Raw genomic sequence first — 14,857 nt, 5'->3', positions numbered from 1 at the left:
GGGAGGAACTGGCGATCAGGCCGTGAACGGCAGGTCGAGCGCCTCGGCCACGGCCTGGTGACGGATCTTGCCGCCTGAAACATTAAGCCCGGCCGCCAGGTGCGGATCGGCCGCCATCGCCTGTTCGGCGCCGAGGTTCGCGAGCTTCAGCACGAACGGCAGCGTCGCGTTGTTCAGCGCGAAGGCCGATGTGCGGGCGACGGCTCCGGGCATGTTCGCCACGCAATAGTGGATCACGCCCTCGACCTCGAACACCGGATCGTCGTGGGTGGTCGGATGGCTGGTTTCGAAGCAGCCGCCCTGGTCGATGGCGATATCGACGAGCACCGAGCCGCGCTTCATCGTCTTGAGCATCTCCCGGGTGACCAGTTTGGGCGCGGCTGCGCCCGGCACCAGCACGGCGCCGATCACCAGATGGGCGCGGGAGACGGCGGCTGCGATGGCAGCCTTGCTGGCATAGGCGGTCTTGATCTGGCTGCCGAAATGCATGTCGAGTTCGGCAAGGCGATCATTGTTGATGTCGTAGATGGTCACGTCGGCGCGCTGCCCGACCGCCATCTGCGCGGCGTTGATCCCGGCGACACCGCCGCCCAGGATCGCAACCCTCGCCGGGGCCACGCCGGGCACGCCGCCCAGCAGCACGCCGCGGCCGCCCTGTTCCTTCTCCAGATAATGCGCGCCGACCTGGATCGACATGCGTCCGGCAACTTCGGACATCGGCTTCAGCAGCGGCAGCGCGCCGGAGCGCGAGGTGACCGTCTCATAGGCGATGCAGGTCGCGCCCGATGCCATCAGACCTTCGGCCTGCGGCTTGTCGGCCGCGAGGTGCAGATAGGTGAAGAGGGTCTGGTGCGGCTGCAGCAGCGCGATCTCCGATGGCTGCGGCTCCTTGACCTTGACGATCAGGTCGGCGCTCGCGAACACCGCCGGCGCATCGGCGACGATGGTGGCGCCGACATCGCGATAATCCTGGTCGCCGAAGTCGATGCCGAGGCCGGCGCCGGTCTGGACGACGACGTCATGGCCGGCCGCGACCAGTTCGGCGACCGAGGCGGGGGTCAGGCCGACGCGATACTCATGGTTCTTGATTTCCTTGGGAACGCCGATCCGCATCGCTGCCTCCGAAGCCGGTCGCGGATCATAACGCTTCCGGTGCAGGAAAAGTTTGCGAAGGTTGGACGATGCGAACCTCTCCCGCAATAAATTTGCGTTGGCTTATCTGCTCAGCGGGCAGTCCGATCATCTGATCAAGGTTCTGATTCCCGAGGATGACAGCTATGAGCGTGTCCATCGCGAGATATTGTCGGTGCTGCCCGGCGTGCTGGGGCTGGTGACGCTGTTCACGATCCGGACGCTGGTGGCGGAAGATTAGGGCGGGAGCCGGTGGCGGATGGCCAGGAAGAAGATGTACCTGACGGCGAGACTGCCGGACGGCACGATCAAGACGATCGGTCCCACGGCGGTCGAATTCACCCATTATTGGCGGATCGTCGCGCGGCTGGGCAACGGGAAGACCGAAGTTTTCTGGGGGCACAGCAAGTCGCTCGCAGAGGCGAAGAAGAAGCGGAGCGCTACCGCCGATGCCGCCGCCAACCGGGGCTGGACCGGCTATGACGTCGACATCGTCGAACTGGAGAGCAGTTCCTTGCCGCCGTCGGGGAGCTGAGCTGCTCCCGGGCAGGGTGCGAACGCGGCCGACAGTCGTTTACGCCAGTGCCCTGGCCTCCCCACACCGTCATCCCGACGAAGGTCGGGACCCATAGCCGCAATGCAGCGGATATGGTCGAATAGCCCAGCATTTCCTCTTCATTTTGGCGGGTATGGGTCCCGACTTTCGTCGGGCTGACGAGTATGGAAGGATGCGCGCGTTCAGCCGATTATCCTCGCCTTTTCCGGCGTCGTGTTGCGGGGCCGGGGAACAAATGCTAGTTGCCCGCCGCTATGCGCCGTTGGGGGGACCAGGGCGCTCCACATGGGCATTGTTCACATGAAGTCCACCCTCGCATGACCAGCGGCACGCCAGCCGGCGCAGAGGGGGCGCTTGCGTCTCCGGTGCCGGCCGCCCATGGCCATGGCAGCATGGGAGCGATGGTGGTGGGCGCCATCGGCGTGGTGTTCGGCGATATCGGCACCAGCCCGCTCTACGCCTTCCGCGAAACCTTTGCCGGCCATCACCCACTGCCGCCCGACGAATTGCACATCCTTGGTGTGCTCAGCCTGATCTTCTGGTCGATGATGCTGGTGGTGACGTTCAAATATGTCGCGATCATCATGCGCGCCGACAACAAGGGCGAGGGCGGCAGCCTGGCGCTGCTCGCGCTGATCAACCGCAAGTCGGAAGGGCGGCGCTGGAGCAAGGGCATCGTCCTGCTCGGCGTGTTCGCCACTGCGCTCTTCTACGGCGACAGCATGATCACCCCGGCGATCTCGGTGCTGTCCGCAGTCGAGGGGCTGACGACGGTGGAGGCCGGCTTCGCGCCGATGGTGACGCCGCTGTCGGTGGGCATCCTGATCGGCCTGTTCGCGATCCAGGCGCGGGGCACCGCCAAGGTCGGGCTGCTGTTCGGGCCGATCATGCTGGTCTATTTCACCGTGCTGGGTGTGCTCGGCGTCTCGCACATCCTGGGCAACCCGCATGTCCTGATCGCGCTGAACCCCTGGTATGCGGTCCAGTTCTTCCTCAGCGAGGGCCGCATGGCATTCCTGGCGATGGGGTCGGTGGTGCTGGCCGTCACCGGCGCCGAGGCGCTTTACGCCGATATGGGGCATTTCGGGCGCAAGCCGATCGGGCTTTCCTGGCTGGTGTTCGTGCTGCCCGCGCTGATGCTCAATTATCTCGGTCAGGGCGCGATGATCCTGTCTCAGGACATGGCGACCGCGCTCCACACCATCCACAATCCCTTCTTCCTGCTCGCCCCCGAGATGCTCCGCCTGCCCCTGGTGATCCTCGCGACGATGGCGACCGTGATTGCGAGCCAGGCGGTGATCTCGGGCGCCTTCTCGGTGACCCAGCAGGCGATCCAGCTCGGCTTCATCCCGCGCCTGCGCATCACCCACACCAGCGCCGGGTCGATCGGGCAGATCTACATCCCGGCGATCAACTGGGGCCTGATGGTGATGGTGATCCTGCTGGTCATCTCGTTCCGCACCTCGTCGAACCTCGCCGCCGCCTATGGCATCGCGGTGACCGGGGCGATGGCGATCGACACCTGCCTGATCGCGGTGGTGCTGATCCACCTGTGGGGATGGAACAAGTGGCTCGCCGCGCCGCTGATCGCGATATTCGGCTTGGTCGATCTGGCCTATTTCGGCGCCAACCTGACCAAGGTGCCCAATGGCGGCTGGTTCCCGCTGCTGATCGGCTTCATCGCCTTCACGATGTTGACAACCTGGGCGCGGGGCCGTGCGCTGATGATCGACCGGCTGCGCGAGGCGGCGATGCCGGTGAAGGTGTTCGTCCAGTCGGCGGTGAGCTCGGCGGTGCGGGTGCCCGGCACCGCGGTGTTCATGACCTCGCAGGCGCAGGGCGTGCCGCATGCGCTGCTCCACAATCTCAAGCACAACAAGGTGCTGCACGAGCGGGTCATCCTGCTCACCGTCAGGATCGCGGACGTCCCTTATGTCGTCTCCACCCAGCGGATGGAGTTCGCCGATCTCGGCCAGGGCTTCTACCGGATGGTGATCAACTACGGCTTCATGGAGGATCCCGACGTGCCCGGGGTGCTCGCCCAGACCAAGAGCTGCGGCGCCGACTTCAAGATGATGGACACGAGCTTCTTCCTGGCGCGGCAGACATTGCTGGCATCGGCGCGGCCCGGCATGGCGATCTGGCGCGAGAAGCTGTTCTCCTGGATGCTGCGCAACGCGGAAAGCGCGATGGAGTTCTTCAAGCTGCCCACGAACCGCGTGGTCGAGCTGGGCAGCCAAGTGGAAATCTAGGCATTTTACAGTCTGTGATCTTTGCAACAGCGGGCTGCTCGCCGGGCTCGTAGACGCGGATCATGAGCAAGAAGATCGACACCATCCCCCTCGATGACATCGCAGTGCGGCTGGCGGCCGGCGCCGGCCAGGCATGGAGCGCGATGGGCGAGTTCCCCGGCTATGCCCGCACCATATGGCGCGATGAAGCGCGCCTCCAGGTGCTGGCGCAGAAACCCGATTCGATCATCGAGTGCCTACCGATGAGCTGGGATGGCCGCGAGGGCATGTGCTTCGTCAAGACGGTCAGCAACGCCGCCTGAAGAGTGTAGGCACAGGCGGACTACGCATGATAGAGCCTGTTCCACTCAGGATGAGCGGATAACTATTCAGCCAGGCTGAAATTCACTCTAGCACTAGCCAATGCCCGGCTCCGCACATGCGCCCATCATCGTCACCGCCACGATCGGTCCTGAGGATTTTGCCTGGGCGGACGGCTTGCGCCGGGCGCATTTTCCCGCCGAGCGCAACCAGCGGCCCGCGCACCTGACGCTGTTCCACCACCTGCCGCCGTCTTCGCTCGAATCGCTGAAGCACATGGTCGCTTCGGAACTCCGCTCGACCAGGCCACCCGCGGCGCGGGTCGCGCGGCTGCTGTCGCTCGGCCGCGGCGTGGCGCTGGGGATCGACAGTCCCGGCCTGGTGGCGATCCGCGCGCGTATTGCCGAGGCGATGCATGGCCTGCTAACCCCGCAGGACCAGGCGGCGTGGCGGCCGCATATCACCATTCAGAACAAGGCCGCGCCGAGCGAGGCGCGCGCACTGCTCCAGGCTTTGCGTGAGGAGTTCAAAGCGCGCCCGATCAAGCTGGCCGGGCTTGCCGCCTACTGGTATCGCGGCGGGCCGTTGGAGCCGATCGCCGAGTGGCGATTTCGCGGCTGATCGGCCTTTGCGCCGGCAGCGCGCAGGAGCAATTCAGTCGATCTGGCCGAGCCCGTCGCAGCTCAGATCGAACGCGGCCAGCCCGGCGTCGAGATAGCCCGCAAGCATCGGCATATCGAGCAACTGATCAATGATCGAATCGGCGTCTTCTTCGTTGGCGGCCTCGATCGCTTCGTCCCACTCGCTTGCGTCGAACGTGCCGCGGCCGACCATGGCGAGCGCCAGCACCTCAGCCCCCTCATCGTCGGAAAGATCGTCGAGAAGGGTACGAACCTCGTCCTCGATCGCCTCGTTGGATTCGTCTTCGAGCGCGGCGAGGGGGTCGTCGGTGTCGGTCGGCTCGTCCTCATCGTCATTCTCTATCGCGGGCACCTGCGCTTCCATTTCGCGGGCGCGCGCTATCAAGCGGCAGATCGTTTCCAGTGAAACCGTCAATTCCATCGCATCATCCTCGCCCCAGCACCGGGGATTCCGACCCCAACGTGGACGGGGTGCTACGGTTCCGCGCCGTTTTCAGGCCGCCAGCAGGGTCTTCAGCGGGATCTCCGGGTTGGCGAGGCTGGCCTTGTCCGGGGAAAGTCCGCCCACGACCAGCGCCTTGCCCTGGACATAGTCCTTGACCGCGTTGACGCAGTCGAGCGCCAGCACCCGGCCGTCCTTGAGATAGACCACCGAGAAGCTGCGCGCGCCGGGATCTCCGCGCACGATCGCCTCGTCGAAGCCGATCGAGAGCCCGACCGTCTGCAGGCGCAGGTCATATTGGTTGGACCAGAACCACGGCACCGCGTGATAGGGTTCGGCCACGCCCATTATGTCCTTGGCGGCGGTGGTCGCCTGGTCGTTGGCGTTCTGCACCGATTCCAGACGGAGGCGCGCTCCGCCGGCAAAGTCGTTGGCGTGCATCGCGCAATCGCCGATCGCGTAGATATCGGGCAGGCTGGTGCGGCAATAGCTGTCGACATCGACGCCGTTGCCGCCGGCTGCTCCCGCCGCAATCAGCGGCTCGACCGCCGGGACGATGCCGATGCCGACGATCACCATGTCGGCCGGCAGCACCGAGCCATCATGCATCCGAACACCGGTGACGCGATCTCCGGCACCGCCGAGGATGCAGTCCACCTTTGCATCGAGCTGGACATCGACGCCATGGGCGCGATGCTCCGCCTCGTAGAAGCGCGACAGCGGCTCGCCAGCGACGCGGGCGAGGACACGGTCGAGCGCCTCGAGCACGACGACCTTCTTGCCGAACTTCGAGAGCACCGCGGCTGCCTCCAGCCCGATATAGCCGCCGCCGATGACGACGACGTTGGTGGTGCCGTCCATCTCGCCGAGCATGCGATCGACATCCTCGCGCGTACGCACGCCATGGACGCCCGCCAGGTCATGGCCCGAGCAGACTAGCTTGCGCGGCGCTCCACCGGTGGCCCAGATCATCTTGCCATAACCGATCGTCGAGCCGTCGGTCAGCGTCGCCAGATGCGCGGCGGGATCGACCGATGCGACGCGACGGCTGAGCAGCATGTCGATGTGGCGATCCGCCCAGAAGGCGGCGGGGCGGATCAGGATGCGGTCGAACGCCTTTTCGCCGGAGAAATATTCCTTCGACAGCGGCGGGCGCTCATAGGGGAGTTCGGGTTCGTCGCCCACCACGGCAATCGTGCCTTCGAACTTGTTCTGCCGGAGCGCGACCGCTGCCTGCGCGCCGCCATGGCCGGCTCCTACGATAAGCACGTCATAATGAGCCAACTGCGAATCTCCCCTGCTCCGGCTTCTCGTCCGCGCTATCTATCCAGTGGAGCGCCAATGTCCAGTTGACCGGGACAGATGCCCCGCTTATAGGCCCGCTCCACCGCATCGGCGGACGCCTTGGGGCGGAGTAGCTCAGCTGGTTAGAGCAGCGGAATCATAATCCGCGTGTCGGGGGTTCAAGTCCCTCCTCCGCTACCATTCCGAATCGCAGCCCAAACTTCGCATTTCTGCCGCTTTTACGCGGCTTTTAGGCGATGAGGTTGGTCAGGTTCGCGCGATTGGGTCGCTGCTGGCACGGGTCATTTCGAGCCGTTTTATGCCACCGTGTGACACATATTGTGTCGAGGTTTGTGTCATGACTTCATGCGCCTCGAAGTGTCGAGGTCACCATGGGAAGCATTCAGAGCTTCACACCATCCAGCATAGATTCGCTGAGCGAAGGCAAGCGTTCCGACCCGCTGATCCCGGGTCTGTACATTCAAGTTGTCGGTAAGGGCCGTAAGGTCTGGCGTTATCGACGCCGGGTGACGAAATCACACACGATCGTCACGGCACAGCTCGGATATTTCCCTGCCTTCGCCATCTCCGCTGCGCGCAAATGGGCTGCAGCGTTCAACGAGGCCGTCGAAAGAGGAGAGGATCCCCGCGTCGCGTTGCGCGCGGAGGCATCCCGAAAAGCGATGACGGTCGAGAAGGCGCACGGCCTATATATGGCGGCGATGCGCCGCGGAGACCGCAAGCGTCTCAAACCTCGGACCATCAAAGATAAGGAGGTGATATTCACCCGCGACATCGAGTCCCGATTGGGTTCGCTCCTCCTTGACGACCTCACTGAAGACGAGTGCTGGGACGCCGTCTACGACAAGGCCGAAGCGTCAAAGGTCCGCGCCAACAAGATGGCCGGCGAGTTGAGTTGCTTCCTCAGGTGGTGCTCGGGCCGCGAAGGGCAGATGGCGGGTATCAAACTCGCCGCGCATCCCGCACCCACGCTGAACTCGAACTGGTTCGACACCGGCCCGAAGGCAAACCAACGCTTTTTGAACCATGAAGAGTTGAAGTGGTTGTTCCAGGCCCTGGTCCCGGAGTCTCTGCCCTACCGGCGGGGCTTCGTCCTTTTGCTTTTAACGGCAGCGCGGCGGAACGAGCTCTTCGGAGCAGCGACGTCCGAAGTCGCTGGCGGTGTCTGGATGTTGCCCGGGGACCGATCGAAGAATAACGAACCCAATTTCGTGGCGCTCGGTCCTTGGAGTCTGGCGCTTGCGCAAACCAATCATGTCTGGCTTTTTCCGTCCCCAAGAGTGGACGGACCGCAGCTGTCGGGCTGGTTCAAAGTTCGCGATCGAGTCCATGCGCGCATGGAGGAACTGGCTGGTCGATCAATCCCCTCATGGCATTTCCACGACTTTCGCCGGACGTTCAGGTCGAATGCGCGCCGGCTGGGCATCGATCGGGACATCGCCGAGCTTATGCTCAACCATAAACGCAGAGGCATTGAAGGGGTCTACGACAAGAACGCCCAACTCGACCTTCGCGCCGATGGTTTTCGACGGTGGGAGGAATTCCTACTGTCGCTTGTGGAGTGTACGTCGACTGCAGAGGCGTTGATGTGCCCTCGTCCAGACGCGTAATCGTGTCTTCATGGCCTTGTCCCTACCTCGTCACCTGCCAGGAGCAATTCGATGGCTCAGTTGAAGCTGCCGAAACAATCTGATCAAAAGCCGATCGACGTCACGATCAGGCTCACCGGCGACCTGAGGCGTGCGCTTGACAGATATGCCGCGCTGTATCGTGCAAGCTACGATGAGGAAATTTCGGTCCCAGATTTGATACCTGCGATCCTCTCAGAATTCCTGGCAAGCGACGCGGAATTCGAGACGGGAACTGCCGGCGGACCCGCGCGGTCTAGGGCCAAGGTTGAGGAACCGCCCGAACCGATCAAACCGCTGACTGATACGCCGGAAAGAATGATTCAGCTGAGGGAGGTGATGCAGCTTATCGGGCTGGGCAAGACGATGATCTACAGGATGATACAGGAGAACCGCTTCCCGCCTCCGTACAAGCTTTCTCCGGGCGCTTCGCGCTGGAGCGAGGCAGAGGTTCTCGCATGGATCGAAAACCTCAAGGTTCCGACTAGCTCGCGCCATCGGTGGCGCTGACGGCTCTCGGTACGAGCAGCGCAGTCATCGAACCAATCTGAACCTATGAGAACTAGCAAGAACGAATGAACGTATCGAGGGTTCGAATCCCTCCCGCCCATGCGTTCTAGAGAAACTAGAAAATTCAATAAATTAAATACGCTCATCGCTTTCACGCTGGCTCGTTTCAATTCCGACGGTCGGCAGACCTTCGGCGAATCACGAACAGCATCGAGTGCATACGCTATCCGCCTGTTCTGTAGGCTGCTTCGGTAGTCGAAGCGCATGCGCGGGCATCGGCCCAATTGTTGAAGTCTGACACCGCGTATATCACTCTGCGGCCAAACTTCCGAAAGACTGGATGTGCAGCACGCCGTTGGGGAAACGGCTGACGTCGGATCCGGAGCTGCATTTCGACCCGGCTGACAGGCACGCGGCACAAATTTCGGATGGTTGTCCCTCTAGTCGGCGCCAACCGTTGCCGCTTCTTCAGCACGTCCAAGGCCGCCGCCGTCATCCTCGGCCCATGATCGCATCGACCATGCGGCTGAGCACGCGCGCGGTATCGGCGATGCTCTCGCCGCGGCCGATCTGCGTGGTCCCGCGTCCATGACGATCGGGCTGCCGCCGAGTTGGCGCATCGCCATGTCGAACGAGACGCGCGTGCGCATCGAGTTCTTCTCGAAGATCATCGACAGGGCATGGCCGGTGAGCGGCGCGTCGGCATCGGGCCGGCCCTTCGTCCAGGGAATCCCGGCAGAGTCCTGGCCCGCGGCCTTACGGTCGAGCGCGTCGGCCAGCATCGCGGCGGCGGCATCGCCGCCCGCGTCGGTGAGATCGATGAAATGCCGGGTTATTTTCCTGCAGACTCCGTCCCATAGCTCGCGGCGCCGGCCGAAAGCTTTTCCATGAATTCGTCAATATGGCTGTCGTCGATGACGAGCGGGGGTACGACCCGCATCGTATTGTTGCCGCCTGAGACGGTCAGCAGGCCGTGGTTGTCGCGCAGATGAGCGACGAAGCCGCGCGGTTCGACCTTGAGCTTGATGCCGAGCAGCAGCCCGCGGCCCCGGACTTCCTCGAACAACTCGGGATAGTTGCCGATGAATTGCTCGAGCCGGCCGGCTATCTTGGCACCTTTGTCGCAGACGTTGGCAAGGATGTCCTCGGCCGAGAAGGCCTCGAGCACCGCTTCGCCGGCGGCCATGGCCAGCGGGTTGCCGCCATAGGTCGAACCATGCGCCCCCACGACCATGCCGCGCGCCGCCTTTTGGGTGGCGAGGCAGGCTCCGAGCGGGAAGCCGCCGCCGATGCCCTTAGCCGTGGCGACGATGTCGGGGGTGATGCCATACTGCTCATAGGCGAAGAAGGTGCCGCTACGGCCGTAGCCGCACTGGACCTCGTCGAGCGCGAGCATCAGGTCGTGCTCGTCCGCTAGCGCGCGCAGGCCCTTCATGAAGGCATCGGACGCCGTGCGGATGCCGCCTTCGCCCTGGATCGGCTCGACCAGGAAGCCGGCAGTGTTGGGCCCGATCGCCGCTTTCACTGCTTCGAGATCGTCGAACTCGACATATTTGAAGCCGGGCATCAGCGGCATGAAGCCCTTGTGCATCTTCTCCTGGCTCGAGGCGCTGATCGTCGCCAGGGTCCGCCCGTGGAAGGCCTGGTTGAAGGTGATCAGCTCGAACTTGCGCTCGTTGCCACCGTGCTGGTGATAGGAGCGCGCGGTCTTGATCGCGCATTCGACCGCTTCGGCACCCGAATTGGTGAAGAACACAGTGTCGGCGAAAGTCAGGTCGACCAGCCGTTGCGCCAGGCGCTCACCCTGCGGGCTGCCATAGAGGTTCGAGACGTGCATCAGGTCACCCGCCTGGCGCTGGATCGCGCCGATCAAGCCGACATGCGAGTGGCCGAGCGCATTGACCGCGACGCCCGCGGCGAAATCGAGATAACGCCGGCCGTCCTCGCCTATGAGGTGGCAGTGATCGCCGCGCACCGGCCGGAACTCGCACCTTCCGTAGACGGGCATGAGCGGGGTGATGGACATCGTCAATTTCCTCTGCATTTCGAAATCGAAAGTCTGATCGTCACATCGCCGCTTTTGCGATGCTTCGGGAAACGCAAACGACAAATGGCGTCCCCGCGTCCGCAGACTCATGGGGGCCGCCATTTGCGCGCGTTTATGCTGTCGCGAGCCTCTGGTCAGACGACAGGGGCGGTACGGACGGAATCAACCCCGACGCGGCACCAAATTGACCGCCGAGTACTTCCTCGTCGGTCGACCTGCTCCAGCCGCAGCAAGTGCACGTGCTGAAGCGTGACCAAGTCCTGAAGTGGCTCCAGTCACGATCACGGGTGCGTCCTACACTTTCATGTTCTGTCCCTTGTTGAAGTTTGCATTTATTGCATTGTCTGCGGCGAGCAATCAGGCAGGCGCGCTGCTTTTCGCCCGTTCCTGACTACGCAGGAGAAAGCGCTGTACTTTTCCACTCGGAGTTTTGGGTAAAGCGTCGACGAATTCGATTTCCCGCGGATAAGCATGAGCTGACAGACGACGCTTCACATGCTGCCGCAATTCTTCCGAAAGTGCGTCATCAGCCTTCAGGCCCGTTTTCAGGACCACAAAGGCCTTAATGATTTCTGTACGTTCTGAGTCGGGTTTCCCAATTACTGCCGACTCCAGTACGGCGGAATGCTCTAGCAGTGCGCTTTCCACATCGAAGGGTCCGACCCGATAGCCTGACGTTGTGATGACATCGTCAGCCCTCCCAACGAAAGATATGCTTCCATCATCATTTATTTCCGCCGTGTCGCCGGTCAGAAAGTAACTGCCTTGAAAGGCGGGAGTCCCGAGCCGATGATAGCCGTTGAACCACATCAGCGGAGAGTTAGGCACATCGAGAGCCAATTCGCCGGGTTCGGTTGGCCCCAATTCGCGTCCTTCCGGCGACAGCACAACGACCCGATGCCCTGGGACCGAATAGCCTGCCGCTCCCACATGTACGGGATGTTCCAAGCCATGATGATTACAAAGAACCATGCCAAGTTCGGTTTGCCCGTAATGATCATATATCGCTACTTCGAGATTTTGCTCGAACCAGCGGATAATCTCCGGATTTAGCGGCTCGCCTGCGCTGCTAACTCTTTTTAGCTGGCCCTTGACGCGGTCAGCCTTTTCGGGCCCGTCGCCTACCATCAGGCGATAAGCTGTAGGCGATCCTGCCAAGTTCGTAATCCCGTATTCCGCGATCACGTCGTATGTGGAATCTACAGTGAAGCCAGCCTCATGGAACACCGTCGTGATGCCCATGGCCAACGGCCCGACAACTGCATAATAGAGACCATAGGCCCATCCCGGGTCCGCCATGTTCCAGAATCGGTCACCCTCGCGCAACCCCACGGCATCGCGCATGTAGCCGACGAAAGCAGCAATCGCGCAAATCGGCACAAACAAAGGCTTCGGAAGGCCCGTCGTACCTGATGTGAACATCAAGAGAAAGGGATCTTCGAATGCACAGGGCACCGGCGCGAATGCATCGCTTTTTACATTTAATGCGCTCCAAAAATCCGGCTCTTGTGCCTCTTCACCGGCACCAACGGTCACAATCGCCGTGTCAACGTCGAGACCGACCAGCTTAGGACGGTTGATTGTATCGGTAACGACGACCTTTGTTTCGCCGGTTTTCAAGCGGTGTTCAATGGCTTTGGGACCGAACGCGGTGAATAGCGGCTGGTATACAGCACCCAATTTCCAAGCGGCAAGAATGGTGATCAACAGTTCTGGCGCGCGAGGAAGTAAGCCCGCAACACGGTCACCTTTACCAACACCAAGGTCCGCTAGAACATGAGCGAATTGTGAGGACCGGCGTTTGAGATCGGTGAAAGTCCAGTCGCGCGTCTCCCCGGATAGCCCCCGGTGTCTCAGTGCAATGCGCTCCCGGTCGCTGGCGAAACGTTCATTACAAATTTCTGCCGCGTTCCCATGCACTCCACCACCCATCGACAGGATCGCCATAGCCAGCGACGTGTCGAATGTGGCGGTAGCCTCTGCGTAAGAAACAGATCGGCCAGTTGCGTGCGATGACGACGAAGTCCTCATAGTCCTCATCCCAGTCGTTCAGGCTCAAGAAAGAGCCGTTTTTCGTGGCATCGAGCGATCTCAATGCATTAGGGGGCTTTCGCGGGCGAGACATACCACAGCCTACCCCGTCGGGATCGCCGCCGCCAGCTGGTGCATTTGCTCTGACAGCGCCACCACGCGGCCCGTTCCGTCAGAGAATGCACGCAGCCGCACCTTGACGCGGCAAGCCTCCTTACCTGTTCTCCCGCAGGCGCGCCGTCGCGGACTCGTCGACCTTCATGCGCTTGGGATCGATCACGACGCCATAGAGCTCCTTCGCCGCCTCGATCGAAACGTATTCGTCGAGAACGTCTTCGAGGACGCGCGCCGCCGGACGCTCGTTCGCCTTGCCCCAGCCGCCGCCGCCGGTGCTCTCGAACTTGAAGCACTCGTCATACCCGAACTGATGGCCGGCCAGCAGCGGACTGGTCCACGCACCCTCCGGGGATAGGCCGCCGATGACGAGCTCGGACCCGTCGGTGTAGATCTGCGTCGATCGCTGCACGGCGCTGCGACCGCCGCCGTTCACACCTGGGCTACCCTCGCGTGTCCGCGATGTCTCCATGCCGAGTTCGGCGTCGCACAGGAAGCGAACCCGGAAGGATGCTCCCAAGCCTCCGCGGTTTTTACCCGCGCCAGCCGAATCCTGCCGCAGCTCGAACGCTTCATATTCGATCGGATAGAACAGCTCGGCCGCCTCCGCCGGCAAATTCATGCAGTTTCCGAGCGGATCCATCGTGACGTTCATGCCGTCGTTGAATGGCGTCCCTCCCCAACCTCCGGCAGGCAAGTCGGAGAACACGTCCGAGCGTCCCTGCGGATCAACCACGGAAGCCACGAACCAGTTGCACTCGGAGAAAGTCGATGCAGTCACGCGGTCCGGAATCGCCTTGGCCAACGCTTGCCAGATGGCACTCGTGATCTTCGACGACGTCAGGGTCGTACAAGCGATCGTCGGTGCCGGCCATTTGGCGTTCAGCCAGCAGTCGTCGGGCAACACGATCCTGATCGGTGCGAACATGCCTGCGTTCGACGGGGCATGCGGCGCCAGGAAAAACTGCACCGAGTAGAATGCGGCAGAAGCCGTGTTGGCGAAGGGCGAGTTGATCGCGCCTTTGCAGATGGGATCGGACCCCGTGAAGTCGATCGTGATGTCGGAGTCCTTGATGGTGAGGGTGACCTTGACCTTGATCGGATCCTCGGAAAAGCCGTCGGTATCCGCGAAGTCCTCGGCTTCGTAGACGCCGTCCGGAATTTCCTCGATCGCCTTACGGGCGATCCGCTCGGTGTAGCTGATCAACTCGCGCATCGCCGCCTTGAGGGTCTTGACGCCGTAACGGGCCGCAGCACGTTGGAGCTCGCTTTCCGACGCCTTCAATGCTCCGAGATGGGCCTGCAGGTCGCCCTTGATGAAGTGCGGCGTGCGGGTGTTGTTCATAATGATCGCGAGGAAGTCCTCGTTGATCTCGTAGTTCTCGTAGAGCTTGATCGGCGGGAGGCGAAGGCCTTCGGCCGCGATGTGCGTGCCGAATGATTGTCCACCCGCTGCGCCGCCTCCCAGATCCATCCAGTGTCCGCGGCTGCCGGCGAACCCGATCAACTCCTCCTCGTAGAAGATGGGCATCGTGAAATTGATGTCGTTGATATGCGTTCCCCCGCAGTAGGGGTCGTTGAGCGCGATGATGTCGCCGGGCTTGAGCGTCTCGATCGGAAAACGCTTCATCGAGGCATCGGCGCTGTACTGCATCGCCGCGAGATGGACCGGGCAGTTGGCCGCCTGGGCCAGCAGCCGCAGCTCCGGATCGTAGATTGCGTTGGAGAAGTCCAACATGTCCGCGAGAATCGACGAAAACGAAGTCCTCTGCAGCACGGTCGTCATACGCGAGCAGGCGTAGTCGAACATGTTGCGCAGTACCTCGAATGTCACGAGGTCGATTTCCTTGCTCGCGACCACCGGCGCGCTTCCGTTCTGAAGTTTCATGTTACCTCCGGT

The 14,857-nt window shown here is 62.3% G+C and carries 13 protein-coding genes, 1 tRNA gene and 1 pseudogene; 8 read left to right on the top strand and 7 right to left on the bottom strand.

All coding sequences use genetic code 11. The annotated features are described in order from the left end of the window. Window positions 1–15: 15 nt before the first annotated feature. Window positions 16–1,113: an alanine dehydrogenase gene (gene ald, locus AAC645_RS07465; protein WP_340314966.1), complete on the bottom strand. Its 1,098-nt coding sequence runs from the start codon at window positions 1,111–1,113 to the stop codon at window positions 16–18. A gap of 61 nt (window positions 1,114–1,174) precedes the next feature. Between ald and AAC645_RS07460 the strand changes: the two genes are divergently transcribed. The 5 genes from AAC645_RS07460 (at window position 1,175) to AAC645_RS07440 (ending at window position 4,860) form a co-directional block, all read left to right on the top strand. Continuing rightward, window positions 1,175–1,372 carry an Lrp/AsnC ligand binding domain-containing protein gene (locus AAC645_RS07460; protein ID WP_340314965.1) on the top strand — a complete coding sequence of 66 codons (198 nt, stop codon included), beginning with the start codon at window positions 1,175–1,177 and terminating at the stop codon, window positions 1,370–1,372. A gap of 18 nt (window positions 1,373–1,390) precedes the next feature. Further along, entirely contained in the window at window positions 1,391–1,666 is a 276-nt protein-coding gene (locus tag AAC645_RS07455) for a hypothetical protein (protein WP_340314964.1), read from the top strand. A 338-nt stretch (window positions 1,667–2,004) separates the two neighbouring features. Beyond that, on the top strand, window positions 2,005–3,939 hold the full coding sequence (locus AAC645_RS07450) for a potassium transporter Kup (protein ID WP_422785806.1): 1,935 nt from the start codon (window positions 2,005–2,007) through the stop codon (window positions 3,937–3,939). Window positions 3,940–4,001: 62 nt separating this feature from the next. Continuing rightward, window positions 4,002–4,241: a hypothetical protein gene (locus tag AAC645_RS07445; RefSeq protein WP_340314963.1), complete on the top strand. Its 240-nt coding sequence runs from the start codon at window positions 4,002–4,004 to the stop codon at window positions 4,239–4,241. Between the two features lie 100 nt (window positions 4,242–4,341). Then, window positions 4,342–4,860 (top strand): 2'-5' RNA ligase family protein, encoded by a 519-nt coding sequence (locus AAC645_RS07440; protein ID WP_340314962.1) that lies wholly within the window; start codon window positions 4,342–4,344, stop codon window positions 4,858–4,860. 33 nt (window positions 4,861–4,893) lie between these two features. Here the strand turns inward: AAC645_RS07440 and AAC645_RS07435 are convergent, their stop codons facing one another. Together AAC645_RS07435 and AAC645_RS07430 are read right to left on the bottom strand one after the other, a co-directional pair. Next, window positions 4,894–5,301 (bottom strand): DUF3775 domain-containing protein, encoded by a 408-nt coding sequence (locus tag AAC645_RS07435; RefSeq protein ID WP_340314961.1) that lies wholly within the window; start codon window positions 5,299–5,301, stop codon window positions 4,894–4,896. Window positions 5,302–5,373: 72 nt separating this feature from the next. Further along, window positions 5,374–6,606 carry an NAD(P)/FAD-dependent oxidoreductase gene (locus AAC645_RS07430; RefSeq protein ID WP_340314959.1) on the bottom strand — a complete coding sequence of 411 codons (1,233 nt, stop codon included), beginning with the start codon at window positions 6,604–6,606 and terminating at the stop codon, window positions 5,374–5,376. 124 nt (window positions 6,607–6,730) lie between these two features. Here AAC645_RS07430 and AAC645_RS07425 point away from each other — a divergent pair. From AAC645_RS07425 to AAC645_RS07415, 3 genes are all read left to right on the top strand, one after another. Next, a tRNA-Met gene (locus AAC645_RS07425) sits at window positions 6,731–6,807 on the top strand. Between the two features lie 191 nt (window positions 6,808–6,998). After that, the gene (locus tag AAC645_RS07420) at window positions 6,999–8,237 is read left to right on the top strand and encodes a tyrosine-type recombinase/integrase (RefSeq protein ID WP_340314958.1); all 1,239 of its coding nucleotides are present in this window, start codon (window positions 6,999–7,001) and stop codon (window positions 8,235–8,237) included. Between the two features lie 51 nt (window positions 8,238–8,288). After that, window positions 8,289–8,765 (top strand): DUF2274 domain-containing protein, encoded by a 477-nt coding sequence (locus AAC645_RS07415; RefSeq protein ID WP_340314956.1) that lies wholly within the window; start codon window positions 8,289–8,291, stop codon window positions 8,763–8,765. Window positions 8,766–9,263: 498 nt separating this feature from the next. On the opposite strand, the pseudogene AAC645_RS07410 reads toward AAC645_RS07415, so the two are convergent. The 4 genes and pseudogenes from AAC645_RS07410 to AAC645_RS07395 form a co-directional block, all read right to left on the bottom strand. Next, window positions 9,264–9,601 (bottom strand): annotated as a pseudogene (locus AAC645_RS07410) (ornithine carbamoyltransferase); the annotation flags it as partial. Continuing rightward, the gene (locus tag AAC645_RS07405; RefSeq protein ID WP_340314955.1) at window positions 9,598–10,791 is read right to left on the bottom strand and encodes an aspartate aminotransferase family protein; all 1,194 of its coding nucleotides are present in this window, start codon (window positions 10,789–10,791) and stop codon (window positions 9,598–9,600) included. The gene AAC645_RS07405 and the pseudogene AAC645_RS07410, both read right to left, overlap by 4 nt. 378 nt (window positions 10,792–11,169) lie before the next feature. Next, window positions 11,170–12,759 (bottom strand): AMP-binding protein, encoded by a 1,590-nt coding sequence (locus AAC645_RS07400; RefSeq protein ID WP_340314953.1) that lies wholly within the window; start codon window positions 12,757–12,759, stop codon window positions 11,170–11,172. 298 nt (window positions 12,760–13,057) lie between these two features. Beyond that, window positions 13,058–14,845 carry a hydantoinase B/oxoprolinase family protein gene (locus AAC645_RS07395; RefSeq protein WP_340314951.1) on the bottom strand — a complete coding sequence of 596 codons (1,788 nt, stop codon included), beginning with the start codon at window positions 14,843–14,845 and terminating at the stop codon, window positions 13,058–13,060. Window positions 14,846–14,857: the final 12 nt, after the last annotated feature.

The sequence above is a fragment of the Rhizorhabdus argentea genome (assembly GCF_037861105.1).
In the GTDB taxonomy this organism is placed as follows: Bacteria; Pseudomonadota; Alphaproteobacteria; order Sphingomonadales; family Sphingomonadaceae; genus Rhizorhabdus; species Rhizorhabdus argentea.
This window is presented reverse-complemented; position numbering and strand designations above follow the sequence as displayed.